The following is a 24,736-nucleotide window of genomic DNA, read 5'->3' as shown; positions in this document are numbered from 1 at the left end:
TGTACTATAAGGGCTTCCCCGGCATGTCAACGCCGGTGTTTACGGTTTCTGTCTGCACTATAGTAAAAAAATAAAGGGGAGAGACTGCGGTACTATAAACGGTCATGATGAATCGTCATCGATTCGGACCCTGATGAAAGACGCTCGTGAGGCTCTAGTTCGTTAGTCGGGTACACTTGCCCTGTACAATAAGCAGATATACCTCACGGGGTCTAACCCTTTATCATCAACGAGTTGCAGATCAGATGGTCATACAGCTTTGTACTTTAGCTGGCTGAGTACAACCTGAAATCATCACCGTAATGCAATGATGCCCAGCACAGTCTTGCATTTTTGGCAGCGATGGCAACAACAGCGCGCCAGTATCCTCTGCGTTCGACCAGTGAGCAGACCCAACGACTGAATAAATCAGTCCTTTTCTCCGCCCCGATCAGTACCGAGCGGGCACCCTGAACCAGAAGTGTTCTCAGATACGAATCGCCAGCTTTCGTTATCCTGCCAAGCTTCGACTTTCCGCCGCTGCTGTACTGCGATGGTGTCAGTCCCAGCCAGGCTGCCAGCTGGCGCCCATTCTTAAAATCATGTGCATTACCGATACTGGCGACCAGCGCACAGGCCGTTGTGGGGCCAACGCCCTTCAATTCCATCAGCCGCTGACTGCGATGATCTGTTTTGGCCATGCGGGACAAAATTCGGTCATATTCAGCGATGTTATCTTCAATGCGAGCAACGTGCTCCAGCAAATCATCAACACATTGCTGAACCTGAAGTGGTAAAGAATTCTTCTGCTCAAAAACTATGTGGCGCAGGGCATCTGTACTTTGTGGGGCGATAACGCCGAATTCAGATATCAACCCCCGGAGACGATTATATGTTGCTGTTTTCTCTTCGATAAAACCCTGTCGGGTACGATGCAGACACTGCATTGCCTGCTGGCTCTTATCCTTAACCGGCACAAACCGCATATGTGGGCGACGAACCGCCTCGCAGATAGCCTGAGCATCAGCTGCATCATTTTTCCCTGATTTACCAGCGATGCGGTAAGGCGATACAAATTTAGCGGCCATCAGACGCGGCTCATGACCATACTGCCGAAACAGTCTTGCCCAGTAATGAGCCCCGGAGCACGCCTCCATCCCGATAACACAGGGCGGCAAACCAGCAATCAGCCCGGGAAGAGCTGCGCGGGTTACTCTGGATTTAACCAGAACGGTTTTGCCATTCTGGTCAACGCAATGAACAGCGAACACATTTTTAGCAAGATCGATACCGACAGTAGTAATGGTCATAACGAATCCCTCCGGGGTTGTGTTTACCCCATGATTGCACAAGAGTTAATCAGGCGCATAATCAGGGGAAGTCCCTTCCATTCGTGAGGAGCTCGGGCACTTCCCCGGGACAAAATAACAAGTCAGCCTGGCTGAAAAAAACCAAAAAAAAGCCAGCACCCGGCTGGCTAAAATAATACTGGAAGCAATGTGAGCAATGTCGTGCTTTCAGGTTCTCCGCAAGGGTCTTCCTGAACGCAAAGCAATAATAATCATTCTCATTCGCAGTTGTCCAGCGATTTCTTCAAAAAAATGCAGTTGACGACATTTTTAATCTCAGCGACTGTAAAGACTCAATAACCCCTAAAGGAGATCGGGAATGAGTGAGATAGTGATACGCCATGCTGAAACCAAAGATTACGACGCGATTCGTCAGATCCATGCCCAGCCGGAGGTGTATCACAACACGCTACAGGTTCCTCATCCATCCAGTGAGATGTGGCAGGCGCGACTCGCCGAACAGCCCGGCATCAAACAACTTGTGGCCTGCATTGACGATCGCGTGGTTGGACATTTGTGCATTGCCGTCGTTCAGCGTCCACGCAGGAGTCACGTCGCCGATTTCGGTATTTGTGTTGATGCGCAATGGCAAAACCGCGGTGTCGCCAGCGCATTAATGCGGACCATGATCGACATGTGCGACAACTGGCTGCGCGTTGAACGCATCGAATTAACGGTGTTTGTCGATAACGCCCCCGCCATAGCCGTGTATAAAAAATATGGTTTTGAAATTGAAGGCACCGGCAAGAAGTACGGCCTGCGTAACGGCGAGTACGTCGATGCCTATTTTATGGCGCGGATGAAGTGACAAATTGCCCGGTGGCGCTACGCTTACCGGGCCTACAGCTGCACAAACGTAGGCCGGGTAAGGCGAAGCCGCCACCCGGCAACAAAATCAATACCCTGCCGTTAAATCGTCCACAGTGCGTGGGTCTGATGCGCCATACAGCGCGCCGTCCGGACCTACCATAATGCTCTGTGTGCTACCCATCGCTTCTTTCAGCGCAACCTTCTGCCCTTTTTGCTCAAGTAGTTTGAGGGTATCCGGACTAAAGCCTTTCTCCACACGCAGCTCATCCGGCAGCCACTGATGATGGAAACGCGGCGCGTTGGTCGCTTCCGCCACATTCATCCCGAAATCGATGCTGTTGACCACCATTTGCAGCACAGTCGTGATAATCCGGCTCCCACCCGGACTGCCCGTAACCAGCCAGGTTTTACCGTCTTTCACCACGATGGTGGGCGACATTGACGACAGCGGACGTTTCTTCGGCCCAACGGCGTTGGCATCGCCTCCCACCAGACCATAGACATTTGGCACGCCCGGCTTAGCTGAGAAGTCATCCATCTCGTTATTCAGCAGAATGCCGGTATCCCCCGCCACAATGCCGGTCCCGAAGGTGGTGTTGAGGGTATAAGTGACCGCCACGGCGTTACCGTCTTTATCCACCACCGAGAAGTGAGTGGTCTGGTTACTCTCGTAGGGCGCCAGTTTGCCAGGGCGAATTTCGCTGGAGGGTTTCGCCTTGTTGATATCGATCCGTTCGGCAATCGATTTGGCGTAATCTTTGTTGGTCAGCGCCTGCCACGGCACCTTCACAAAATCCGGGTCGCCCAGGTATTCCGAACGATCGGCGTAGGCCTGTTTCTCCGCTTCCGCCATCACCTGCATGGCGTCCGCACTGCCGAAGCCGTATTGTTTCATGTCGAAGTTTTCAAGGATATTCAGGATTTGCACGATGTGGATCCCGCCAGAGGACGGCGGTGGCATCGAGAAGACCTGATATCCGCGATAGTCACCGCTAATTGGCGTGCGCTCTACCGCTTTATAGCCCGCCAAATCCTCTTTGGTCATCAGCCCGCCATTTTTCTGCATCTCCTGCGCAATCTGGTCGGCAATCTCCCCTTTATAAAAGGCATCCGGCCCCTTTTCCGCAATCAACTCCAGGCTTTTCGCCAGATTTTTTTGTACCAGTTTGTCGCCCTTTTTCAGCGGCTCACCGTCCTTCCAGAAAATGGCTTTGCTGTTTTCGTGATTCGGAATGACTTCACTGCCGTAGGTTTTTAGATCGTCCGCCAGCGCATCGTTAACTATAAAGCCCTCTTCCGCCAGTTTGATCGCCGGACGCACCACCTTGTTGAGCGGCAGGGTGCCATATTTTTCCAGCGCCAGAGAGAACCCGGCCACGGTGCCCGGCGTGCCGGACGCCAGATGGGAGGTCAGCGATTTTTTACTGTCCGGATTGCCCTGGTCGTCAAGGAACATATCGCGCGTGGCGTTAGCGGGCGCCATTTCGCGAAAATCGATCGCCGTGGTCTTGCCGTCTTTAGTACGCAGCAACATAAAACCGCCGCCGCCCAGATTCCCGGCCTGCGGATGCGTTACCGCCAGCGCATACCCTACGGCGACCGCAGCATCCACGGCGTTCCCGCCCTGTTTGAGAATATCCACCCCAACCTTCGTGGCCATGGCATCTACCGAGGCCACCATTCCCTGCCTGGCGCGAACGGGATGGAACACATCCTCTTCCACCCCATACGACACCGGAGGGGGTGGAGGGGGGGCGGCGAGCACACTGAAACAGCTTCCTGAGAGCAGAGCAGCAAGGGCTACCCGGCGTAAAAACGTCGGTTTCGTCATCGTTATTCTCCAAAGATGTGGGGTCAGCCCCCCACTAAGCCTGGTGCATAACTCTGAAATGATCCTCGTTTCGCCGGGAAAGGGGTAAACTTAAGAGAGACCTCAGTGGAGGAATGATGATGAAACGATACGTAATTTTGACAGCGCTACTGCCGTTTGCCTGTCTCGCACAGCCGATTAACACGCTGAACAATCCGAACCAGCCGGGCTATCAGATCCCCAGCCAGCAACGGATGCAGACGCAGATGCAGACGCAGCAGATCCAGCAGAAAGGAATGCTGAATCAGCAGTTAAAAACGCAGACGCAGCTTCAGCAGCAAAATCTGCAAACACAGATGAACAACAATCAGCAGCGGATCCAGCAGGGTCAGGTACGCGAGCAGCCGTTGCCCAATACCAACGGCGGCATGTTGAGCGGCGGTACGCGTCTGGAGAGCGGCCAGCAGCACATGCTACCGCCGCGGCAGAATGGCGATATGCTTAATCCGCAGCAGTAAAGTCCGGGCCAATCACGTCAATCGCATCCGTACAGATGCAGTCCACGCCCCAGCGTAGCAGTTCAGCCGCACGCTGGGGTTTGTTGACGGTGTAGACCAGAATATGTAATCCCGCCGCTTTAAGCTGTCTGACCCACGCTTCATCCAGTAGCTTGTGATTCAGGTGAATCGACACGCACGCCAGGCGAGTGGTCAGTTCGCGCCAGTCATCACGCCACTCGTCAAGTAACAACCCTCGCGGCAGCTCTGGTACGGCGGCCTGCGCCGCTTCCAGCGCATCAATTTCAAATGACGACAGCAGCGGCGCAGTCATCCCCTGCCACAGCTCACGCGCGGCGAGAGCAATCACTTTCCCCGTCAGCGGTCCGGTTCCGGTAGTCGGTTTAATTTCGATATTGGCCATCAGGCCATGCTGGCGACAACGCGCGGCCACCTGCGAGAGCAACGGCAGCGGTTCGCCTTTAAACTCGCCGCTGTACCAGCCACCGGCATCCACCCGCAGCAAATCCTGCCAGTTGAGCTCTCCCGCCACGCCCCAGCCGTTGCTGGTGCGCTCAAGGTTATCGTCGTGCAGCAGGAAAATTTCCCCGTCCTTCGACAGCTTCGCGTCGAACTCGATCATGGTGTGCCCGTAATGCGCGCCGACGTCGATCGCCGCCAGCGTATTTTCCGGCGCCAGTTTACCGCCGCCGCGATGGGCGACGATGCGGGGATACGGCCAGTTACTCATACACGTTGTCCTGTTTCACCATCAAAAAGGTGCAAATGATTTTCCGGCAGATGCAGCCACAGCGTGCTGCCTGCCTTTGGGCGTTCCTGATGGGCCAGACGCACCACCAGTTTCTGATCGCCCCAGCGACCGTGCGCCAGATTATCGGCGCCCAACATCTCCAGCGTGTCCATCACCAGCGGCACACCGCCCTCCGCCTGGGAGCTTAGCGTAATATGTTCCGGGCGGATACCCAGCGTCATTTTTCGCCCGGCGTAGCCACGATAGTACCAATTGATGGGCAGCGCCATGCCGCTTTCCAGTTCGAAGTGCGTATCCGCATGGCTGATACGTCCTTCCAGCAGGTTCATCGCCGGGCTGCCGATAAAGCTCGCCACAAAGCGGCTGGCCGGTTTTTCATAGACCTCTACCGGCGTGCCAATCTGCTCGGCAATACCTTTATTCATCACCATCACGCGCTGGGCGAGCGTCATCGCTTCGACCTGATCGTGGGTCACGTATAGCGAGGTGGTTTTCAGACGACGGTGCAGGTGCTGAAGCTCCAGACGCATCTGCACGCGCAGTTTGGCATCGAGGTTCGACAGCGGCTCATCAAACAGGAAAACCGCAGGGTCGCGCACAATGGCACGCCCCATCGCCACACGCTGGCGCTGACCGCCGGAGAGTTCGCGCGGACGACGTTTGAGCAGACCGTCCAGTTCGAGAATACGCGCCGCTTCTTTCACCCGCTGTTCGATGTGTCCCTTGCCCATCCCACGGATTTTCAGCCCCCACGCCATGTTCTCTTCCACGCTCATGTGCGGGTAGAGCGCATAGTTCTGGAAGACCATCGCGATGCCCCTGTCTTTCGGCTCCATTTCAGTCACGCGCTGACGGTCAATCCAGATATCGCCGCTGGTGACGTGCTCCAGCCCGGCCACCATCCGCAGAAGCGTTGATTTCCCGCAGCCGGACGGGCCGACCATCACAATGAACTCACCGTCCGCCACGTCCAGCGTCAGCGGTTGAATCACCTGGGTTTTGCCATCCCAGCTTTTGGTTACTGCCTGTAATTTTAAACCTGCCATCTTATTTCTCACTATCGACCAGGCCGCGGACAAACGCGCGCTGCATGGCTAAAACAATGACTACGGGTGGGATAAGGGTGAGCAGCATTGCCGCCATCACCTGATTCCACAAGGTGGTACCTTCGCCAGTGGCAATCATGCCTTTGATCCCCGCCACGGCAGTCCCCAGATTGACGTCGGTAATAATCAGCAACGGCCACAGATACTGGTTCCAGCCGTAGATAAAGGTGATGACGAACAGCGCCGCCAGATTGGTTTTCGACAACGGCAGCACGATGTCGCAGAAAAATCTCATCGGCGAAGCGCCATCAATGCGCGCCGCTTCGATCAGCTCATCCGGCAGGGTCATAAAGAACTGGCGGAACAGAAAAGTGGCGGTCGCCGATGCCATCAGCGGTAGCGTCAATCCTGCGTAACTGTCGAGCATATTCAAATTGGCAATCACTTCCACCGTCGGGAAAATACGCACTTCGACCGGCAGCATCAGGGTGATAAAAATCATCCAGAAGAACAGGTTACGCAGCGGAAAACGAAACCAGACGATAGCAAAGGCAGAAAGCATCGAGACCGCGATTTTCCCCACCGTAATGCCAAACGCCATGATGAAGCTGTTGAGCATCATCAGCCAGAACGGCGCGCTGTTCACACCGACGCCGTTGGCCCAGATGTTTTTCATGTTTTCCAGCAGATGCGTACCAGGGATAAGCGTCATCGGCGTTTCAAACACCGCGTTGTTGTCCAGCGTCGCCGCGACAAACGCGACGTACAGCGGGAACAAAATTACGACAATCCCCAGAATCAGCATGGTGTGGCTGAATATTGTCAGCCCGCGACGGTTCTCAATCATTGGTAACGCACCTTACTTTCCACATAGCGGAACTGCACCACCGTCAGAATGATGACGAGGAACATCAGTACCACCGACTGCGCGGCGGACGCAGAGAGATCCAGCCCAGCAAACCCTTCACGATAGATCTTATAAATCAGCGTCGTAGTAGCCTGAACCGGGCCGCCTGCGGTCGCGGCATCGATCACCGGGAACGTATCGAAGAAGGCGTAGACCAGATTGACCACCAGCAGGAAGAAACTCACCGGCGCGATCAGCGGTAACGCCAGCCTGAAAAAGCGACGAACAGGCCCTGCGCCATCGATCGCGGCGGCTTCAACCAGCGAACGTGGGATCGATTGCAACGCGGCAAAGAAGAAAAGGAAGTTGTAACTAATCTGCTTCCAGACGGAGGCAAAAACTACCAGGAACATCGCCTGCCCGCTGTTCTGTGCATGGTTCCAGTCATAACCAAACTGCTCAAGGAAGTAGGTAATTAGCCCACGTCCTGGGTTAAACAGGAAAATCCACAGCACGGCGGCTACCGCAGGCGCCACGGCATAGGGCAGTAGCATCAGCGTCTGATACAGACGACTGCCGCGCACGACGTAATCCACCAGCGCTGCGAAGAACAACGATACCAGCAGGCCGCTGAAGGTCACCAGCGCGCTGAATTTGATCGTCGTCCAGAAAGCGTCGAGATAGTAGCGGTCATGAAACAGCGTGACGAAATTATCCAGTCCCACGAACTGACTGGAAAGCCCAAACGGATCGACGCTTAGTAGCGAGTACCACAACGCTTCGCCTGCAGGCCAGATAAAGAAAATAACGGTGATCGCCAGCTGTGGCGCAACCAGCAAATAAGGCAGCCAACGCGAGCGAAACACCGGACGGGATGATGACATTGAGATAGTTGTCCTGAACTGTGCCGGGTGACGGCTACACCTTACCCGGCCTGCATGTAGTTCGTTTTAGGCCCGGATCGCTACGCGCCACCGGGCAAGTCACAGATTACGATTTGGTCGACTGCTCAAAGCGGCGCAGCAACTGATTACCACGTTCTACCGCAGAGTCCAGCGCCTGCTGTGGCGTTTTTTTGCCGGTCCACACGCTTTCCAGTTCTTCATCAACGATGGTGCGAATCTGCGGCATATTGCCCAGTCGCAGCCCTTTGGTGAACGGCAACGGCGGTTTGTTCAGCATCTGACGGATCGCAATGTCTGCCCCGGGATTCTTGTCATAGAAGCCCTGCTCACGAGTCAGGTCATAAGCCGCTTTGGTGATCGGCAGATAACCGGTTTTCTGATGCCATTCGGCCGCATTTTCCGGTTTTGCCAGGAAGTCGAGGAACTCGGCCACGCCTTTGTAGGTGTCGCTGTCTTTGCCCTGCATTACCCACAGGCTCGCGCCGCCGATGATGGCGTTCTGCGGTGCGCCTTTGGCGTCCGCATCGTAAGGCATCATGCCTACGCCATAGTTGAATTTGGCGTAATGACGGATATCTGCAAGCGAACCGGACGAGGCGGTGGTAATGGCGCAGTCACCGTTGTAGAACTTCTCGGTGGATTCGTCTTTACGTCCGAAGTAGCTGAAGTCGCCCTTCTTGTTCAGATCGGCAAGCAGCGCGATATGCTTCGCCTGCTCCGGCTTGTTGAACTCCAGTACCGCATCGGTGCCGTCGAAGCCGTTGTTTTTGGTCGCCACCGGCAGGCCGTGCCAGGCGCTGAAGTTTTCAATCTGGATCCACCCCTGCCAGCCGCTGGCGTAGCCACACTTCATCCCTGCGGCTTTCAGCTTCGCGGTGTAATCCGCCAGATCCTGCCAGGTTTTCGGCGGCTGCTCCGGATCTAAGCCCGCTTTTTTGAAGGCGTCTTTGTTGTAGTACAGCACCGGCGTAGAGCTGTTAAATGGCTGAGACAACAGATGCCCGGATTTCGAATCGGTGTAGTAACCGGAAACGGTCGGAACAAACTGTGACTCGTCGAAGTTGATGCCCGCATCCTTGAACACTTCGTAAACCGGTTTAATCGCTTTTGAGGCCATCATCGTCGCGGTGCCGACTTCATAAACCTGCAGCAGCGCCGGTGCATTTCCGGTACGGAACGCGGCGATACCGGCGCTCAGGCTCTGCTCGTAGTTACCTTTGTACACCGGCACAATCTTGTAATCCGGGTGGGTGTCGTTGAAACGTTGCGCCAGGGAGTCAACTTCTTTACCCAACTCCCCTTCCATGGAATGCCAGAACGGAATGGTGGTAACGGCCATTGCGTTTGTCGCAAAAGCCAGACCAACCGCCAGACCCAAAGCTGTGTGTCGTAACGATGTCATTGTCATCATCTCTCTTATTGTGCCGGATGCGCGAAATCACGCGTTTTATGCTCGCGAGGTAACATGACATGCGCGAATGACAGAAAGATAACCGTCAGATGACGAAGCGGTGACAGCCAGGCTTCAGATGAATGACGTTTCAGTGGCAAGAAAACAAAAAAGCCGGGTGGCGGCTTCGCCTTACCCGGCCTGCATCAGGTGTAAATATCGAATGTCGTGTAGGCCGGATAAGACGCCATGCGCCGCCATCAGGCATCACAAACCGCTTAACCGCCTAAATACGCGCTGCGTACCGCTTCGTTTGCCAGCAATGCGTCGCCGGTGTCTTCGAGAACGACATGACCGTTCTCCAGCACGTAGCCACGATCGGCCAGCTTCAGCGCCTGATTAGCGTTCTGCTCAACGAGGAAGATGGTCATTCCCTGCTCGCGCAGTTGTTCGATAGTGTCGAAGATCTGCTGGATGATAATCGGCGCCAGCCCCAGAGATGGCTCATCAAGCAGCAGCAGGCGCGGTTCACTCATCAGCGCACGACCAATCGCCAGCATCTGCTGTTCACCGCCGGACATGGTGCCCGCACGCTGAATACGACGCTCATGCAGACGCGGGAATAATTCGTATACCCACTTGATGCGTGCCTGAAACTGATCGCGCTCGGCAAAAAAACCGCCCATCGCCAGATTCTCTTCCACCGTCATGCGGGAAAACACGCGACGCCCTTCCGGAACGATCGCCACCGCTTCACGCATGATTTTCGCCGTTTGCCAGTCGGTAATGTCTTTGTCATCAAACACAATCCGACCGCTGGTCGCACGCGGATCGCCACACAGCGTGCCAAGCAGCGTGGTTTTTCCCGCGCCGTTGGCACCAATCAAGGTCACAATTTCTCCCTGATTGATGTGCAGGCTCACCTCGTGCAGCGCCTGAATTTTGCCGTAGTGGGCACTGACTTTGTCAAAGGACAACATGACTTTTTCCATCTTATGCCTCACCAAGGTATGCACGGATCACGTCCGGGTTATTACGAATCTGTTCCGGCGTCCCGTTCGCCAGCGGCGTGCCCTGGTTCACCACGTAAATACGGTCGGAAATCCCCATCACCAGCTTCATATCGTGCTCAATCAGCAGAATGGTGGTGTTGTGATGGTTGCGCAGTTCGGCAATCAGCTCGTCCAGCTCTTTGGTCTCTTTCGGGTTAAGACCCGCAGCCGGTTCATCCAACATCAAAATTTCTGGCTGCGTCACCATACAGCGGGCGATCTCCAGACGGCGCTGGTCGCCATAAGCCAGGTTGCTGGCCTGACGGTTCGCATGCTCCAGCAGCCCGATACGCTCAAGCCAGGTGGCCGCGCGATCCAGCGCTTCGCTCTGCGCCCGACGAAACGCCGGGGTTTTCAGTAGACCGGAAAACACGCCTGTTTTCAGTTGCTGATGCTGTGCCACCAGCAGGTTTTCAATCACCGTCATTTCGCGAAACAGACGCACGTGCTGGAAAGTTCGCACCACGCCCATCCGGGCAATTTGTTGCCCCGGCAGCCCTTCAAGGTGCTGATCGCGAAGCTTAATGGTGCCACCCGTCGGCTTATAAAAACCGGTCAGGCAGTTAAACACCGTGGTTTTACCGGCGCCGTTCGGCCCAATCAGCGACACAATTTCTTGCGGATGCAGCTCCAGTTCAACGTTGTTCACCGCCAGCAGACCGCCGAAGCGCATCATCAGGCCGTTAACCGATAATAATGGCTGACTCATGCCTGCTCTCCTTTCGCTTCCCCGTTTTTCAGTTTCAACTGTGGACGGGTCATCGGCAGCAAGCCCTGCGGACGCCAGATCATCATCAGTACCATCAAACCACCCAGCATTAACATGCTGTATTCGTTGAAATCACGCATCAGTTCACGCGACACCACCAACAGAATGGCTGCGAGGATTACCGCAAACTGCGACCCCATCCCGCCGAGCACCACAATCGCCAGCACAAACGCCGATTCGGCAAAAGTGAACGATTCTGGGCTGACAAACCCCTGACGCGCCGCGAACAGCGTACCGGCGAAACCGGCAAACGCGGCGCTGATGGTAAAGGCGGTCAGCTTGATGCGCGTGGGGCTCAGACCCAGAGAGCGACAGGCGATCTCATCTTCACGCAGCGCTTCCCACGCTCGTCCCAGCGGCATGCGCAGCAGACGGTTAATCACAAACAGGCTCAGCACCACCAGCAGCAGCGCGACCAGATAGAGGAAAATCACGCGATCGGACGGATCGTATTTCACATTGAAGAAGTTGCTGAAGGTATCCCAGCCGCCTTCACGTGCGCTGCGGCTGAACTCGAGACCGAACAGCGTCGGTTTCGGGATCTGGCTGATGCCGTTCGGACCGCCGGTGATTTCAGTATTGTTGAGCAGCAGAATACGGACGATCTCACCAAATCCCAGGGTGACGATTGCCAGGTAGTCGCCACGCAGACGCAGCACCGGGAAGCCCAGCAGGAAACCCGCCGCCGCTGCGACCAGTCCCGCCAGCGGCAGGCAGGTCCAGAAGCCGAGACCGTAATAGTGGTTCAGCAGCGCAAAAGTGTACGCGCCAATTGCGTAGAAACCGCCGTAGCCTAATACCAACAGGCCGGAAAGCCCGACGACAACGTTCAGCCCCAGGCCGAGAATGATATAAATCATGGTCAGCGTGGCGATATCCACCGTGCCGCGCGAGACCATAAACGGCCACGCCACGGCAATCACCAGCAGCGCAATCAGGAACAGCTTCTGCTTTACGGTTGAGCCATCAATCGCTGGCAAAATAAACTTCGGCCCGGAGACGCTTTTCAGGCTCTTCTGGAATACCGGACGCAGCATCTGGAAGAAAAAGACCACGGCAGTGCCGATAAACACCCACTGCCAGCGGATGTCGGCAGCGGTGTCCACCACCAGTTTGGTGCCATCCAGTTCCAGTTGAACGCCCATAAAGACGCCCGCCAGCACGAAGAACATCGCGGCAGAGAGCAGCGCCATCGCAAAATGCATCGGTTTCATACTTTCTCTACCTCCGGACGGCCCAGAATCCCGGTCGGCATCACCAGCAGTACCAGAATCAACAGGGCGAACGACACCACGTCTTTGTATTCCGTACTCAGATAAGCAGAAGAAAGCGCTTCCGCGACGCCCAGAATCAGGCCGCCGATCATCGCGCCTGGAATGCTGCCGATCCCGCCAAGCACCGCTGCGGTAAAGGCTTTCATCCCGGCCATAAAGCCGATATAGGGGTTGATCACCCCGTAGAATTGCCCGAGCAGCACGCCGGCCACTGCCGCCATCGCTGCGCCAATCACAAAGGTCAACGCAATCACGCGGTCCGTGTTAATCCCGAGCAGGCTGGCCATTTTCAGGTCTTCCGCACAAGCACGGCAGGCACGTCCCATGCGGGAGTAACGGATAAAAATGGTCAGTGCCAGCATCGCCAGGAAGGTCACAACCCAGATGACCAGTTGCATGGTGGTGATCGAGGCGGAGAAGTTTTCGCTGGCCCCCACGACCCATTGCCCGTTGAACAGGCTGGGCAGCGCCACGTCACGTGAACCTTCCGTCAGGCTGACGTAGTTTTGCAGGAAGATAGACATCCCAATCGCGGAGATCAGCGCAATCAGACGTTTGGAATTCCGGACGGGCCGATACGCCACCCGCTCAATGCTCCAGCCGTAGGCGCTGGCAATGATAATCGCCCCAATGAATCCGGCCGCCACCAGCAACCAACTGGTATCGATCCCCATCATCATGAGTGCCGCGATAATCATAAAAGAGACATAGCTACTGATCATGTATACCTCGCCGTGGGCGAAGTTGATCATGCCGATAATGCCGTACACCATGGTGTAACCGATGGCGATCAGCGCATAGGTGCTTCCCAGCGTGACGCCGTTAAACATCTGCTGCAAAAAGTACAGGAACTGCTCGGACATAAAAAAACCTTTCTATTTCCGCCCGCGTGAACGGGCGGTGGGATAATTATTTGGCTGCCGTGGATGACCCATCGGCGTGCCACTGGAAGACACCAAATTCAAATCCCTTTAGATCGCCTTTTTCATCCCATTTCAGCGGCCCAATGACGGTATCAGCACCGTTTGCTTTTAAATCTTTCACCAGATCCAGCGGCGCTTTGCTGCCAGAACGGTCCATTGCCGTTGCCAGTGACTGCACAGCAGCGTAGGTGATCCACACATACGGACCAGTCGGATCTTTTTTATCGGCTTTCAGCGCATCAACAATCGCTTTGTTGGCCGGATCCTGGTCATAGCGTTTTGGCATGGTGACCAGCATACCTTCGGCTGCTTGACCGGCGATATTCGACAGCGATGCATTGCCCACGCCTTCCGGCCCCATGAACATGGTTTTCAGCCCGACGGAGCGCGCCTGGCGCAGCATCTGCCCCATTTCCGGGTAGTAGCCGCCGTAGTACACAAAGTCGATGTTCTCTTTTTTCAGGCGCGCAAGCAGCGCGGAGAAATCTTTCTCACCTGCGGTGATGCCATCAAAGAAGACGATATTGGCGTTTGCCGCTTTCAGCGCATCCTGAACAGAGCGCGCCAGGCCTTCACCGTACTGTTGTTTGTCGTGAATGATGGCGATGCGCTGCGGTTTTACGCTCTCAAGAATGTATTTTGCTGCGGTCGGTCCCTGAGAAGAGTCCAGTCCGGCGGTACGCATGATGTGCGCGTAGCCGCGCTGCGTCAGTTCCGGGTTGGTCGCACCAGGCGAGATCATCAGAATGCCTTCATCTTCGTAAATATCCGACGCAGGCTGAGTCGAAGAGGAGCAGAGGTGACCAATCACATACTGAATACCGTCGTTGACGATTTTGTTCGCCACCGCCACGGCCTGTTTTGGATCGCAGGCGTCGTCATATTCCACAGCGACCAGCTTGTCGCCGTTGATGCCGCCTTTAGCGTTGATGTCTTTGATGGCCTGACGCGCGCCGTTAAATTCCATGTCGCCCCACTGCGCCACTGGACCCGACATCGCGCCGACAACAGCAACTTTAATATCCTCTGCCATTGCCGCCTGTGACATCGCCAGTGCAATCACCCCTGCGATGACCGTTTTCGCATTCCGTTTCATTTACTGAATCCCCATTCGTGATGTACTTATTTTCTATTTATATGGTTAAAAAGCAGACTGTGCTTTTTTTGCACTACACTATTTTTACCAGTCTGATTAATGGTTTAGCGCAGTATTTTCCGCAAATACAGAGTAAAACCTCTATTTTTCAGTCTATTAAGAACAGATAATATTCTGCTTTTCACCATAGATAAACAAAAAAAAGCACACTTGTCAGCATAAAATAACGGGACAATGAGCCGAATAAAACACTACCTTCCAGGGTATTATCCTGCCTGTTTTTCATTCTCTGATGTTTCGAACTGAGGTTCTGACCGTCATAAAATTAATCACCTGCCAAATGATTTAAAAAAGAGAAAGCGTCCGGTTGAATTATTTCGGTACACTTGCACTCTCTTTTGTGATTTGGACATGCTGTCGATGAAGCTGACCATCATTCGTTTAGAACACTTTAGCGATCAGGATCTGATCGACCTGGGCAAAATCTGGCCGGAGTATTCCGCCGCCTCTTTAAGCGTAGATGAAACGCACCGGATCTACGCGGCACAATTTAATGAGCGGTTGTTAGGCGCCGTAAGGGTCACCCTGAGCGGCACTCAGGGCGCGCTGGATTCGCTGCGCATCCGTGACGTCACGCGGCGTCGGGGGGTGGGAAAATATCTGGTGGAAGAAGTGATCCATGATAATCCGAACGTCTCCTCCTGGTGGATGGCGGATGTCGGCGTGGAAGACCGGGGCGTCATGGCGGCGTTTATGCAGGTACTGGGCTTCACCGCACAGCAAAACGGCTGGGAAAAACGTTAAAAAAGCCGGGTGGCGGCTTCGCCTTACCCGGCTGGCTATATTCTCTACTGCCTTTTCCCAAGAATTTCGTGTTGCAGGAAGGCGGCAAGGGATGACATCCCCGGAAGCTTACCGACGTAAGTGACCGGGGTTGAATAACACAGCCAATGCACCTGCAATGCGCAAAGGCGCCGTGGAAATTACTTCGCGTCGGTCGCCGTGCCGTTGGCATGCCAGTCGAAGACGCCGAATTCAAAGCCTTTCAAGTCACCCTTCTCATCCCACGACAGCGGTCCCATGACGGTATCCACGGAGTTCGCTTTCAGCCAGGTGGCGATTTCAGCCGGATCGGCTGACTGGTTCAGGCCCGCCTGCAAAGATTGCAGCGCGGCGTAGGTGGTCCACACGAACGCCCCGCTCGGATCTTGTTTTTTCGCCTTGATCGCATCAACGATAGGTTTGTTCGCAGGTACCTGGTCGTAGTTCTTCGGTTTGGTCACCAGCAGACCTTCGGCCGATTCACCGGCGATGTTAGACAGGGAAACGTTGGCTACCCCTTCAGGACCCATGAACTGCGTTTTCAGACCCGCAGCACGTGCCTGACGCAGGATCTGCCCCATTTCCGGGTGATAACCGCCGTAGTAAACGAAGTCGATATTCTCTTTCTTCAGACGCGCCACCAGCGTGGAGAAGTCTTTCTCACCGGCGGTGATACCGTCAAAGAACACCACGTTAGCGTTGCCCTTCTTCAGATTTTCCTGCACGGCACGCGCCAGACCTTCACCGTACTGTTGTTTGTCGTGAACGATCGCGATGCGCTGCGGCTTCACTTTTTCCAGAATGTATTTCGCGGCGGTCGGACCCTGGTCTGAGTCCAGGCCCGTGGTGCGCAGCACCAGCTTGTAGCCGCGAGAGGTCAGCTCCGGTGCCGTTGCCGCCGGGGTGATCATCAGAATGCCTTCGTCTTCGTAGATGTCAGACGCGGGCTGAGTGGAAGAGGAACACAGGTGGCCGATAACGTATTTGATGCCGTCATTAATCACTTTGTTGGCGACTGCGACCGCTTGTTTCGGGTCACAGGCATCATCATATTTTACGATCTGCAGTTTTTCGCCTTTGATTCCGCCTTTGGCATTAATGTCTGCAACCGCTTGTTCTGCGCCAGTAAACTCCTGGTCGCCGTACTGGGCTACCGGACCGGACATCGCACCGACAACAGCGACTTTAATATCGGCCTGAGCCATTGTGCTGAATGCCAACGCGATACATCCTGCCAGTAACGCTTTACCCTTCATATTCATCCTGACCTTCCCCATTCTTATGGTTATTACGACTATTGTGATGTTGTTGTGTAGCGCTTTATTTCGATTATAGGTGTGCAGCTCGCGCATTTTCAGCACACTCTGCTAAAACATACCCCATTTTTATAGTTTTGGAATAGCTAATTTCATATTCAAATAATAAGTGAACGACATAGCGTCGTGCCGCCCGGTAATGGACGGCACAGGTTTATCGTGTCAGCGAGTGGGTGATAATGCCGAGCGCCTGACGAAATTGCGCGTCAGGGATGGTGAGCGGATAAAGAAAACGGATGACGTTGCCATACACGCCGCAACTCAGTAGCAGAAGTCCTTCCTGCAAGGCGCGATCCTGCACCTGCCGCGTGAATTCCGGGGAAGGTTTTCCGCTATGCGGATCGTTGAATTCTACCGCCACCATCGACCCCTGCGCGCGAATATCGGCAATAAACGGGCAGTCCGCTTTTGCCTGGTTCAACGCCTCGACCAGCGTCGTGCCCAATGTAGCGGCGCGGGCGCAGAGCTGTTCTTCATCAATCACATCCAGCACCGCGTGTGCCGCAGCAACCGCCAGCGGGTTACCGGCATACGTTCCCCCCAGACCACCAGGCGCAGGGGCATCCATCACTTCGGAACGGCCAGCGACCGCAGAGAGCGGCATACCGCCTGCCAGGCTTTTCGCCATCGTCATCAGATCAGGCTGTACGCCATGATGTTCCATCGCAAACAGTTTGCCGGTACGGGCAAAGCCGGTTTGCACCTCATCGGCGATCAACAAGATACCGTGGGTATCGCACAACGCCCGCAGCGCCTGCATGAACTCCGTTGGCGCAATATTAAAACCCCCTTCGCCCTGAACCGGTTCAAGAATGATGGCGGCAACCTGATCTGGCGCGATATCGGCTTTGAAAATGCGCTCCAGACTTTGCAGCGCATCGGCGGTGCTCACACCATGTAACGCATTAGGGTACTGAGCGTGATAAACCGAACCAGGGAACGGGCCAAAACCGATTTTGTAAGGTGCCACTTTACCGGTCAGCGCCATCGTCATGAAAGTCCGCCCGTGGAAAGCGCCGCCAAAGGTAATGAGCCCGGGTCGTTTGGTATATGCGCGGGCAATCTTCACCGCGTTTTCCACCGCTTCTGCCCCGGTGGAGAAGAATGCCGTCTTCACTGGCCCGTCAATCGGCACACGTTTATTGATACGTTCCGCCAGTCGGACATAGCTTTCGTAGGGAACAATCTGGTAAGCGGTATGAGTAAAAGACTGGAGCTGTTTTTCGATGGCGGCGATGATTTTTGGGTGACGATGCCCGGTATTCAGCACCGCAATACCAGCGGCAAAATCGATCACCTCACGGCCTTCCACATCCCACAATGTTGCGTTTTCCGCCCTCTCAGCGTAAAAGCCACACATCACGCCGATCCCGCGCGGCGTCGCCTGCAAACGCCGTTCATTCAGTTCGTTATTCTTCATTTTCTTCCCCTAAGATGCGCACAACCCATCGGTAAGTGTTTGCCAGGGGGGAGGAATTCGCCAGATCAGGCGCTAAAAAAACAAAAACCCCGGACAGTTATCCAGGGTTTTAGCGGGGACTTCGCGGGAGTTACGCTTCGATAGCGGCGCGAAGTTTTTTCATGGCGTTCTTTTCAAGCTGACGCACACGTTCTGCGGAAACACCGTAGCGATCGGCCAGTTCCTGCAGCGTAGATTTGTTATCTTCGTCCAGCCAGCGGGCGCGGATAATATCCTGGCTACGCTCGTCGAGACCTTCCATCGCATGGGTCAGTTTGTTGGCAGCCTGATCTTCCCAGTTATCCTCTTCAATGCCGTCGGCAAAGTTAGAGGTTTTATCCTGCAGATACAGGACGGGCGCCATCGGCTGGCTGTCGGACTCATCGTCCGGGGACATATCAAACGTCATGTCCTGCGCCGCCATACGAGATTCCATCTCGCGGACGTCTTTACTGGAAACACCCAGCTCACGCGCCACCATTTCCACTTCATCCTGATTAAACCAGCCCAGACGCTGCTTGGTTTTACGCAGATTAAAGAACAGCTTACGCTGTGCTTTAGTGGTCGCCACTTTCACGATACGCCAGTTACGCAGGACATATTCGTGGATCTCAGCTTTAATCCAGTGCACGGCGAAGGAAACCAGGCGCACACCCACTTCCGGGTTGAAACGGCGCACGGCTTTCATCAGGCCGATATTCCCTTCCTGAATGAGATCCGCCTGCGGCAGGCCATAGCCCGCATAGTTACGAGCAACATGAACAACAAAGCGCAGGTGAGACAGGATCAGCGTCTTAGCTGCTTCCAGATCGCCCTGGTAATGCAGCTTTTCAGCCAGTGCCCGTTCCTCGTCAGCCGACAACATCGGCCACGCGTTCGCAGCCCGGATGTAAGACTCCAGGTTACCAACAGGGGCTAAAGCTAAATTTTGCATTTCTTTGGTCATTCAAATCCTCTCAATTTTTATCGTCTGGCACCACAGCGATAGATATCAGCAACAACCGTGCCAGCGTTAATGAGCAACGAGATTAGCATTCACTCTTTTATCAGACCGTGATTTTATCCACAAGTTCAATGCAACGTTGTGTATAAATTACGCACAAATTGTGACATGAAGATGAAAAGTGGGGAAGAGACAACAGGAACTCTTTCCCTGCGAACGGAAACCCATTGCAGGGAAAGATTATATCACGGTTTTTTTAATCAGGAGTAAAGTGACGTAAATGTTGAACCGTCGCGAGCCACGCCGCCACCCAGCCGATCATCGAGCAAACCAGCAGCAGTAACAGGCACTCATCGAACGATAAGCCATTGAGATCAAACTTCGTTCCGAAAACTTGCGCCACTTCCGTGACCGCCGACGACAGTCGTAACACCAAAATTTCTGACAAAATCAGTGAAAGAAATGCGCCAGAAAAACCGAGCAATGCGCCGCCGTACAAGAACGGACGCAGGATAAATCCATCCGTCGCACCAATCAGTTTTTGCACGTTAATCGTATCGCGACGGGCAAAGATGCTCAGCCGCACGCTGTTACCAATGACGAGGAAGACGGCGGCAACCATCAGCACACCAATCATCGCCGACACTCGCCCGACCAGACCGGTCAGCGCCGCCAGACGGGCAAACCAGCTGTCGTCCATCCGCACTTCATCAATCCCGTTAATACGAGAGACGCGGTCGCGCAGCGTATTCAGCGAATCGGTGCTCTGGAAGTCGAGTTTCGGGATCACCACCGCCACCGCAGGCAAGGGATTCTCTTCCAGCATATCCAGCGCGCCGCCGAAACCGGACCAGTTGCGGAATTCGCCGAGGGCATCTTCACGAGAAAGGTAATTCACCTTCTCCACACCCTGCTCAGCCTGCAACTGGGCGACGACGCCTGCCGCCGCATCATCATCCAGCGTTTTTTGCAGATAAACGGTGATCTGCGGAGACGGGTAATACTGCGTCGCTGCCTGGTTAACGTTTTTATAGACCATGTAGCAGACGCTCGGCAGAGTCAGGGAGATGGCAATCACCATCACCGTCAGAAACGTCGCCAGCGGTTTGCTTTTCAGATCCTGTAACGCGCCCTGGAACGCATAGCGCACCTGCTCGTTAAAGACGTTGGTTTTACGTGAGTTCGGCTTTGGCGACGGTTTCGCCCGCTTCGGCGCGTTACGTCCACCGTCACCGGAGGAGCCGCCGGAACGACGAAAACGGTCCAGCCGTCCGCCGAACTGTTTGATTTGATTGATAGCGTCGCGCTTATTCACGGGCTTCGCCTCCATGCAAATGGCCATCACTCAGGGTAAGCATACGGTACGACCGACGGGAAATGAGCCCGATGTCGTGCGTCGCCATCAGCACCGTCACCCCGACGCGGTTAAACTCTTCGAACAGACGCAGAATCCCTTCCGACAGCGCGTCATCCAGGTTACCGGTCGGTTCATCCGCCAGCAGTACCGCTGGCTTGTTCACCACCGCACGGGCGATCCCGACACGCTGCTGTTCACCCCCGGAGAGCTGAATCGGGAAGTTTTTCGCTTTGTCCAGCAGCCCAACTTTGTCCAGCGCCGCCGATACGCGACGACGAATATCATCCCCGCTGGCACCGGCGATAATCAGCGGGATCGCCACATTGTCGAATACCGTTCGGTCCATCAACAGGTGGTGATCCTGGAAAATCATGCCGATCTGACGACGCAAAAACGGCACTTCACGGTTTTTCAGTCGCGTGATGTCATGCCCACTGAAGAGGATTTTCCCGGCGCTGGGCCGCTCAATCCCACAGATAAGCTTCAGCAGGGTACTTTTCCCCGCGCCGGAGTGGCCGGTCAGAAACGCCATCTCGCCCGGCTGCATATGGAATGTGACCCCTTGCAGCGCTTGTCTCCCACCGAGATAGGCCTTGCTGACATGTTCAAAGCGAATCATTGTTAATCCTCTCGGGCAAAAAGTGCCTCTATAAAATCGTCCGCCTTAAACGGACGTAAATCCTCGATACGTTCGCCCACACCAATATAGCGGATAGGGATGCCAAACTGATCGGCCACCGAGAAGATCACCCCACCTTTCGCCGTACCGTCCAGCTTGGTCAGGGTAATACCGGTCAGGCCCACCGCTTCATGGAACAGTTTGGCCTGGCTTATCGCATTCTGCCCGGTGCTGGCATCAAGCGTCAGCATAACTTCATGCGGCGCGTCTTCGTCCAGTTTCTTCATCACGCGAACGATTTTTTTCAGTTCTTCCATCAGGTGCGATTTGTTTTGCAGACGACCTGCGGTATCGGCAATCAGCACATCAATGTGACGCGCCTTCGCGGCCTGAATGGCGTCGAAGATAACGGAAGCGGAATCCGCGCCGGTATGCTGGGCAATCACCGGAATATTGTTACGCTGACCCCAGACCTGCAACTGTTCGACCGCTGCGGCGCGGAACGTATCGCCCGCCGCCAGCATCACGGATTTCCCTTGCTGTTCAAACTGGCGCGCCAGCTTACCGATGGTGGTGGTTTTCCCCACCCCATTCACGCCGACCATCAGAATAACAAACGGCGTTTTACCTTCAACGTTCAGCGGTTCATCGACTTTCGCCAGAATCTCGCCCATCTCGTCTTTCAGCAGTCCGTACAGCGCTTCAGCATTTTTAAGCTGTTTGCGGCTGGCGCCTTCCGTCAGATTGGCGATGATTTTGCGCGTGGTTTCCACGCCCACATCGGCAATCAGCAGTTGTTCTTCCAGCTCTTCAAACAGATCATCGTCGATTTTTTTACCACGGAACAGACTGATAAATCCGGAACCGAGGTTTTCTTTGGTTTTCAGTAAGCTGCGTTTCAGACGCGCGAAAAAACCTTCTTTGGTCGGTTTTTCCTGTTCCTGAATCATCTCTTCGACCGGCGCGTCTTTTTCCGCCAGCGGAACGATCATTTGCGCGTCTTCCGCCGCTTCCGCCGCCAGCGCTTGTGCTTCCAACTCTTCGTCGGTCAGTTCCGGTTCGTTTTGCGCCTCTTCTTCTACCGCTTCAACAATCTCAACGGTTTCCGCTTCGGCCTGCCACTCTTCGGCGGAGGTTTCCTCTTCGGCTTTCACCTCTTCCGGCAACGGCAGCTCTTCGTGCGCAACGGCAATCTGCGGCTCAACCTGCGCGTCAACATGCTCTTTCGCGACAGCGGGTTCTACTGACTGGATGGTTTCGATTTCCTGAACTTGTTCCGTCACCTCAACCACTTCCTCAGCAAAGGCTTCAGCCTCTTCTTTGCTGTGAAGCGGCGCTTGCGCTTCTACGTCAGCCGCCGTTTCAACGGGTTCGTCGGACGGTAATTGCGCTTCAACACCCTGCTGATCTTCGGTTTTTTGTTCTTGTTCCTGCTCTTTTTCACCAAAGCCCAGCCAGGAAAAGAAGCCACGTTTTTTCTGTTTTGCCATCTGCGATTACGCTCCTGGGGACTCATTCTCTTGCCGCTTTGAGGCATCCTGAATGATTTTGTGTATAGACGCTAAAAAAAATGATGAAATAGTCTATCACTTTACTTAATCCACATCACCGCCTGGAATCATCTGCACGCGGCGGTTTGAGCAACAGAAATGAAAAAAACGAATCACTCAGGTAGCGGCCAAATCCGCATTATTGGCGGACAATGGCGCGGCCGCAAACTCCCGGTCCCCGATAGCCCTGGTCTCCGTCCGACAACGGATCGCGTGCGTGAAACGCTGTTTAACTGGCTGGCACCGGTGATAGTAGAAGCCCAATGTCTGGACTGTTTTGCCGGAAGCGGCGCACTGGGGCTGGAAGCGCTATCACGCTATGCCGCTGGCGCCACGCTGCTGGAGAGGGATCGCGCAGTCTCTCAGCAGTTACAAAAGAACCTGGCTACGCTGAAAGCAGGGAATGCAAAAGTCGTTAACACGAATACCCTGACATTCCTGACGCAGTCAGGCACGCCGCATAACGTGGTATTTGTCGATCCGCCGTTTCGTAAAGGGTTACTGGAAGAGACCTTAAACCTGCTGGAAACTCACGGCTGGCTGGCGGATGTTGCCTGGATTTACGTGGAAAGCGAAGTGGAAAACGGTCTGCCGCCCGTGCCGACGAACTGGTCATTGTACCGGGAAAAAATCGCCGGGCAGGTCGCGTACCGTTTGTATCAACGCGAAGCACAAGGAGAAAGCGATGCTGATTAATCTTGGTCGACTACTGATGCTCGGCGTGTGGGCATTCTTATTGTTAAACCTGGTGCAACCCTTCCCGCGACCGCTCAACATCTTCGTTAACGTCGCCCTCGTGTTCATGGTACTGATGCACGGCATGCAGCTGGCGCTACTGAAGTCCACCCTGCCCAAAGACGGACCGCAAATGACCACCGGTGAGAAAGTCCGTATTTTCCTGTTTGGCGTGTTTGAGCTGCTGGTCTGGCAGAAGAAGTTTAACGTTAAAAAGTAATACGGCATGAAGGTGCCGGATAGCGCTTCGCTTATCCGGCTTACCCAGGTGAGCGGTTTCCCGTCTTATGGCTGAGCAACAAACTCGACGAAGCGCGACCCTTTGTAGCTTAGCGTCCCTTTATCCCCCACCGTCAGCGCATGATACTGACGCGCCTCCAGGCGGAAGGTCTTTTCCAGCCCGCCGTTCTGTGGTTTAAAGCTCACCTCATAGCGCATACTGGTTCCCGCTGGCGTGACCTGCTGCTGTCGGGAACGTCGGTCGTTGATGGGCTTTTCACGTTTATTGCTGACCACCATTTGCGCCTGACGAAGCGATGCCGCATCGTTATCGGCTTTTTCCCGCCGCTGCTGCATAAAGCGGAATGAGGCGGCAACGATAATTAACACAATGATAATAATGAAGAAAAGTGGCGGCTTACTCATATTGATAACCCATCAGAAAATGCGGAAATAAGCATACCCTGCCCGTTATGGTGTTGTCATCAGGCGGTCGCGGCCTCTACACTGAACATCAGGGTTGTGAGCATACCGCTTACGAAAAAATAACGAATTCAAGGAACTATGATGCTTTGGTCGTTTATCGCTGTCTGCCTTTCCGCATGGTTATTTGTGGATGCCTCCTACCGTGGACCCGCCTGGCAACGCTGGGTCTTTAAACCCGTCACCTTATTACTCCTGCTGTTACTGGCCTGGCAGGCGCCGATGTTCAACGCCGTGAGCTATCTGGTGCTGGCCGGTCTTTGCGCCTCACTGGTTGGCGATGCGCTAACATTATTGCCGCGTCAGCGACTGCTCTATGCGATTGGCGCCTTTTTCCTCTCGCACCTGTTGTACACCATCTATTTTGCCAGCCAGATGACGCTCTCTTTCTTCTGGCCGCTACCGCTGGTGCTGATGGTGCTGGGCGCGCTGCTGATTGCGGTGATCTGGACACGCCTTGAAGAACTGCGCTGGCCGGTGTGTACCTTTATCGCCATGACGCTGGTGATGGTCTGGTTAGCCGGTGAGCTGTGGTTTTTCCGCCCCACCGCACCTGCGCTGTCGGCGTTTTTGGGCGCGTCGCTGCTGTTCATTGGCAACATCGTCTGGCTGGGCAGTCATTACCGCTGTCGTTTCCGCGCGGACAACGCTATCGCCGCCGCCTGCTACTTTGCCGGGCACTTCCTGATCGTCCGCTCGCTTTATCTCTAATAA

Annotated in this window: 25 protein-coding genes; 6 read left to right on the top strand and 19 right to left on the bottom strand. The window is 54.7% G+C overall.

Going from position 1 to position 24,736, the window contains the following annotated elements; translation table 11 throughout:
* Window positions 1-266 precede the first annotated feature (266 nt).
* Window positions 267-1,289: an IS110 family RNA-guided transposase gene (locus tag OGW13_RS03715; RefSeq protein ID WP_061548413.1), complete on the bottom strand. Its 1,023-nt coding sequence runs from the start codon at window positions 1,287-1,289 to the stop codon at window positions 267-269.
* 358 nt (window positions 1,290-1,647) lie between these two features.
* On the opposite strand from OGW13_RS03715, the gene yhhY reads away from it, so the two are divergent.
* Entirely contained in the window at window positions 1,648-2,136 is a 489-nt protein-coding gene (yhhY, locus tag OGW13_RS03710; protein ID WP_042998463.1) for an N-acetyltransferase, read from the top strand.
* Between the two features lie 87 nt (window positions 2,137-2,223).
* Here yhhY and ggt read toward each other — a convergent pair whose 3' ends face one another.
* Window positions 2,224-3,969 (bottom strand): gamma-glutamyltransferase, encoded by a 1,746-nt coding sequence (ggt, locus tag OGW13_RS03705; protein ID WP_287115661.1) that lies wholly within the window; start codon window positions 3,967-3,969, stop codon window positions 2,224-2,226.
* Between the two features lie 119 nt (window positions 3,970-4,088).
* On the opposite strand from ggt, the gene OGW13_RS03700 reads away from it, so the two are divergent.
* On the top strand, window positions 4,089-4,466 hold the full coding sequence (locus OGW13_RS03700; protein WP_042998465.1) for a DUF2756 family protein: 378 nt from the start codon (window positions 4,089-4,091) through the stop codon (window positions 4,464-4,466).
* Here the strand turns inward: OGW13_RS03700 and ugpQ are convergent.
* The 10 genes from ugpQ to livK all read right to left on the bottom strand — a co-directional run bounded on the left by ugpQ (window position 4,450) and on the right by livK (window position 14,519).
* On the bottom strand, window positions 4,450-5,196 hold the full coding sequence (gene ugpQ, locus OGW13_RS03695; RefSeq protein WP_044253558.1) for a glycerophosphodiester phosphodiesterase: 747 nt from the start codon (window positions 5,194-5,196) through the stop codon (window positions 4,450-4,452). The two genes, OGW13_RS03700 and ugpQ, sit on opposite strands and share 17 nt — an antisense overlap.
* Window positions 5,193-6,263: a sn-glycerol-3-phosphate import ATP-binding protein UgpC gene (locus tag OGW13_RS03690; RefSeq protein ID WP_287115658.1), complete on the bottom strand. Its 1,071-nt coding sequence runs from the start codon at window positions 6,261-6,263 to the stop codon at window positions 5,193-5,195. The genes ugpQ and OGW13_RS03690 overlap by 4 nt, the downstream gene beginning before the upstream one ends.
* 1 nt (window position 6,264) lies before the next feature.
* The gene (gene ugpE, locus OGW13_RS03685) at window positions 6,265-7,110 is read right to left on the bottom strand and encodes a sn-glycerol-3-phosphate ABC transporter permease UgpE (protein ID WP_042998468.1); all 846 of its coding nucleotides are present in this window, start codon (window positions 7,108-7,110) and stop codon (window positions 6,265-6,267) included.
* Window positions 7,107-7,994: a sn-glycerol-3-phosphate ABC transporter permease UgpA gene (gene ugpA / locus OGW13_RS03680; RefSeq protein WP_099433893.1), complete on the bottom strand. Its 888-nt coding sequence runs from the start codon at window positions 7,992-7,994 to the stop codon at window positions 7,107-7,109. The genes ugpE and ugpA overlap by 4 nt, the downstream gene beginning before the upstream one ends.
* A 106-nt stretch (window positions 7,995-8,100) precedes the next feature.
* Entirely contained in the window at window positions 8,101-9,417 is a 1,317-nt protein-coding gene (gene ugpB, locus OGW13_RS03675; protein ID WP_287115657.1) for a sn-glycerol-3-phosphate ABC transporter substrate-binding protein UgpB, read from the bottom strand.
* A 266-nt stretch (window positions 9,418-9,683) separates the two neighbouring features.
* Window positions 9,684-10,397 carry a high-affinity branched-chain amino acid ABC transporter ATP-binding protein LivF gene (gene livF, locus OGW13_RS03670; RefSeq protein ID WP_044253570.1) on the bottom strand — a complete coding sequence of 238 codons (714 nt, stop codon included), beginning with the start codon at window positions 10,395-10,397 and terminating at the stop codon, window positions 9,684-9,686.
* A 1-nt stretch (window position 10,398) separates the two neighbouring features.
* On the bottom strand, window positions 10,399-11,166 hold the full coding sequence (gene livG, locus OGW13_RS03665; protein WP_042998472.1) for a high-affinity branched-chain amino acid ABC transporter ATP-binding protein LivG: 768 nt from the start codon (window positions 11,164-11,166) through the stop codon (window positions 10,399-10,401).
* Window positions 11,163-12,440: a branched chain amino acid ABC transporter permease LivM gene (gene livM, locus OGW13_RS03660; protein WP_042998473.1), complete on the bottom strand. Its 1,278-nt coding sequence runs from the start codon at window positions 12,438-12,440 to the stop codon at window positions 11,163-11,165. Before livM ends, livG begins: the two co-directional genes overlap by 4 nt.
* Entirely contained in the window at window positions 12,437-13,363 is a 927-nt protein-coding gene (livH, locus tag OGW13_RS03655; RefSeq protein WP_042998474.1) for a high-affinity branched-chain amino acid ABC transporter permease LivH, read from the bottom strand. Before livH ends, livM begins: the two co-directional genes overlap by 4 nt.
* A gap of 46 nt (window positions 13,364-13,409) precedes the next feature.
* Entirely contained in the window at window positions 13,410-14,519 is a 1,110-nt protein-coding gene (livK, locus tag OGW13_RS03650) for a high-affinity branched-chain amino acid ABC transporter substrate-binding protein LivK (RefSeq protein ID WP_287115655.1), read from the bottom strand.
* Window positions 14,520-14,939: 420 nt separating this feature from the next.
* Here livK and panM point away from each other — a divergent pair, with 420 nt between their 5' ends.
* Window positions 14,940-15,323, top strand: a complete 384-nt coding sequence (panM, locus tag OGW13_RS03645) for an aspartate 1-decarboxylase autocleavage activator PanM (protein ID WP_287115674.1) — start codon at window positions 14,940-14,942, stop codon at window positions 15,321-15,323.
* A gap of 179 nt (window positions 15,324-15,502) precedes the next feature.
* Here panM and livJ read toward each other — a convergent pair whose 3' ends face one another.
* From livJ to ftsY, 6 genes are all read right to left on the bottom strand, one after another.
* Window positions 15,503-16,603 carry a branched chain amino acid ABC transporter substrate-binding protein LivJ gene (livJ, locus tag OGW13_RS03640; RefSeq protein ID WP_142764811.1) on the bottom strand — a complete coding sequence of 367 codons (1,101 nt, stop codon included), beginning with the start codon at window positions 16,601-16,603 and terminating at the stop codon, window positions 15,503-15,505.
* A gap of 208 nt (window positions 16,604-16,811) precedes the next feature.
* A complete protein-coding gene (locus OGW13_RS03635) occupies window positions 16,812-18,077 on the bottom strand; it encodes a 4-aminobutyrate--2-oxoglutarate transaminase (protein ID WP_054176487.1) in 1,266 nt (421 codons plus the stop codon).
* Between the two features lie 130 nt (window positions 18,078-18,207).
* Window positions 18,208-19,062 (bottom strand): RNA polymerase sigma factor RpoH, encoded by an 855-nt coding sequence (gene rpoH / locus OGW13_RS03630; protein WP_042998479.1) that lies wholly within the window; start codon window positions 19,060-19,062, stop codon window positions 18,208-18,210.
* Window positions 19,063-19,315: 253 nt separating this feature from the next.
* Entirely contained in the window at window positions 19,316-20,374 is a 1,059-nt protein-coding gene (gene ftsX, locus OGW13_RS03625) for a permease-like cell division protein FtsX (protein WP_042998480.1), read from the bottom strand.
* Complete coding sequence (gene ftsE / locus OGW13_RS03620; protein WP_042998481.1) at window positions 20,367-21,035, bottom strand: cell division ATP-binding protein FtsE; 669 nt, start codon at window positions 21,033-21,035, stop codon at window positions 20,367-20,369. The genes ftsX and ftsE overlap by 8 nt, the downstream gene beginning before the upstream one ends.
* 2 nt (window positions 21,036-21,037) lie before the next feature.
* The gene (gene ftsY, locus OGW13_RS03615; protein WP_287115652.1) at window positions 21,038-22,525 is read right to left on the bottom strand and encodes a signal recognition particle-docking protein FtsY; all 1,488 of its coding nucleotides are present in this window, start codon (window positions 22,523-22,525) and stop codon (window positions 21,038-21,040) included.
* Between the two features lie 159 nt (window positions 22,526-22,684).
* Here ftsY and rsmD point away from each other — a divergent pair, with 159 nt between their 5' ends.
* A complete protein-coding gene (gene rsmD / locus OGW13_RS03610; protein ID WP_042998483.1) occupies window positions 22,685-23,281 on the top strand; it encodes a 16S rRNA (guanine(966)-N(2))-methyltransferase in 597 nt (198 codons plus the stop codon).
* Window positions 23,271-23,540: a DUF1145 family protein gene (locus OGW13_RS03605; RefSeq protein WP_042998484.1), complete on the top strand. Its 270-nt coding sequence runs from the start codon at window positions 23,271-23,273 to the stop codon at window positions 23,538-23,540. Before rsmD ends, OGW13_RS03605 begins: the two co-directional genes overlap by 11 nt.
* 65 nt (window positions 23,541-23,605) lie before the next feature.
* On the opposite strand, the gene OGW13_RS03600 is transcribed toward OGW13_RS03605, so the two are convergent.
* Window positions 23,606-23,965, bottom strand: a complete 360-nt coding sequence (locus OGW13_RS03600) for a DUF2500 domain-containing protein (RefSeq protein WP_090050244.1) — start codon at window positions 23,963-23,965, stop codon at window positions 23,606-23,608.
* A gap of 141 nt (window positions 23,966-24,106) precedes the next feature.
* Here OGW13_RS03600 and OGW13_RS03595 point away from each other — a divergent pair, with 141 nt between their 5' ends.
* Window positions 24,107-24,733 carry a lysoplasmalogenase gene (locus OGW13_RS03595; protein WP_044253586.1) on the top strand — a complete coding sequence of 209 codons (627 nt, stop codon included), beginning with the start codon at window positions 24,107-24,109 and terminating at the stop codon, window positions 24,731-24,733.
* The last annotated feature ends 3 nt before the right edge of the window (window positions 24,734-24,736 follow it).

Origin of the sequence: Citrobacter sp. Ca225 (assembly GCF_030337175.1) — a bacterium.
Taxonomy (GTDB): Bacteria; Pseudomonadota; Gammaproteobacteria; order Enterobacterales; family Enterobacteriaceae; genus Citrobacter_A; species Citrobacter_A amalonaticus.
Note: the sequence above shows the minus strand (reverse complement) of the source record. Positions and strands in the feature narration are given on the sequence as shown.

Bases quoted from the DNA above. Each gene is read 5' to 3' on its own strand.
- OGW13_RS03715 (WP_061548413.1), bottom strand. From the start codon at position 1,289: ATGACCATTACTACTGTCGGTATCGATCTTGCTAAAAATGTGTTCGCT.
- yhhY (WP_042998463.1), top strand. From the start codon at position 1,648: ATGAGTGAGATAGTGATACGCCATGCTGAAACCAAAGATTACGACGCG.
- ggt (WP_287115661.1), bottom strand. From the start codon at position 3,969: ATGACGAAACCGACGTTTTTACGCCGGGTAGCCCTTGCTGCTCTGCTC.
- OGW13_RS03700 (WP_042998465.1), top strand. From the start codon at position 4,089: ATGAAACGATACGTAATTTTGACAGCGCTACTGCCGTTTGCCTGTCTC.
- ugpQ (WP_044253558.1), bottom strand. From the start codon at position 5,196: ATGAGTAACTGGCCGTATCCCCGCATCGTCGCCCATCGCGGCGGCGGT.
- OGW13_RS03690 (WP_287115658.1), bottom strand. From the start codon at position 6,263: ATGGCAGGTTTAAAATTACAGGCAGTAACCAAAAGCTGGGATGGCAAA.
- ugpE (WP_042998468.1), bottom strand. From the start codon at position 7,110: ATGATTGAGAACCGTCGCGGGCTGACAATATTCAGCCACACCATGCTG.
- ugpA (WP_099433893.1), bottom strand. From the start codon at position 7,994: ATGTCATCATCCCGTCCGGTGTTTCGCTCGCGTTGGCTGCCTTATTTG.
- ugpB (WP_287115657.1), bottom strand. From the start codon at position 9,417: ATGACATCGTTACGACACACAGCTTTGGGTCTGGCGGTTGGTCTGGCT.
- livF (WP_044253570.1), bottom strand. From the start codon at position 10,397: ATGGAAAAAGTCATGTTGTCCTTTGACAAAGTCAGTGCCCACTACGGC.
- livG (WP_042998472.1), bottom strand. From the start codon at position 11,166: ATGAGTCAGCCATTATTATCGGTTAACGGCCTGATGATGCGCTTCGGC.
- livM (WP_042998473.1), bottom strand. From the start codon at position 12,440: ATGAAACCGATGCATTTTGCGATGGCGCTGCTCTCTGCCGCGATGTTC.
- livH (WP_042998474.1), bottom strand. From the start codon at position 13,363: ATGTCCGAGCAGTTCCTGTACTTTTTGCAGCAGATGTTTAACGGCGTC.
- livK (WP_287115655.1), bottom strand. From the start codon at position 14,519: ATGAAACGGAATGCGAAAACGGTCATCGCAGGGGTGATTGCACTGGCG.
- panM (WP_287115674.1), top strand. From the start codon at position 14,940: ATGAAGCTGACCATCATTCGTTTAGAACACTTTAGCGATCAGGATCTG.
- livJ (WP_142764811.1), bottom strand. From the start codon at position 16,603: ATGAATATGAAGGGTAAAGCGTTACTGGCAGGATGTATCGCGTTGGCA.
- OGW13_RS03635 (WP_054176487.1), bottom strand. From the start codon at position 18,077: ATGAAGAATAACGAACTGAATGAACGGCGTTTGCAGGCGACGCCGCGC.
- rpoH (WP_042998479.1), bottom strand. From the start codon at position 19,062: ATGACCAAAGAAATGCAAAATTTAGCTTTAGCCCCTGTTGGTAACCTG.
- ftsE (WP_042998481.1), bottom strand. From the start codon at position 21,035: ATGATTCGCTTTGAACATGTCAGCAAGGCCTATCTCGGTGGGAGACAA.
- ftsY (WP_287115652.1), bottom strand. From the start codon at position 22,525: ATGGCAAAACAGAAAAAACGTGGCTTCTTTTCCTGGCTGGGCTTTGGT.
- rsmD (WP_042998483.1), top strand. From the start codon at position 22,685: ATGAAAAAAACGAATCACTCAGGTAGCGGCCAAATCCGCATTATTGGC.
- OGW13_RS03605 (WP_042998484.1), top strand. From the start codon at position 23,271: ATGCTGATTAATCTTGGTCGACTACTGATGCTCGGCGTGTGGGCATTC.
- OGW13_RS03600 (WP_090050244.1), bottom strand. From the start codon at position 23,965: ATGAGTAAGCCGCCACTTTTCTTCATTATTATCATTGTGTTAATTATC.
- OGW13_RS03595 (WP_044253586.1), top strand. From the start codon at position 24,107: ATGCTTTGGTCGTTTATCGCTGTCTGCCTTTCCGCATGGTTATTTGTG.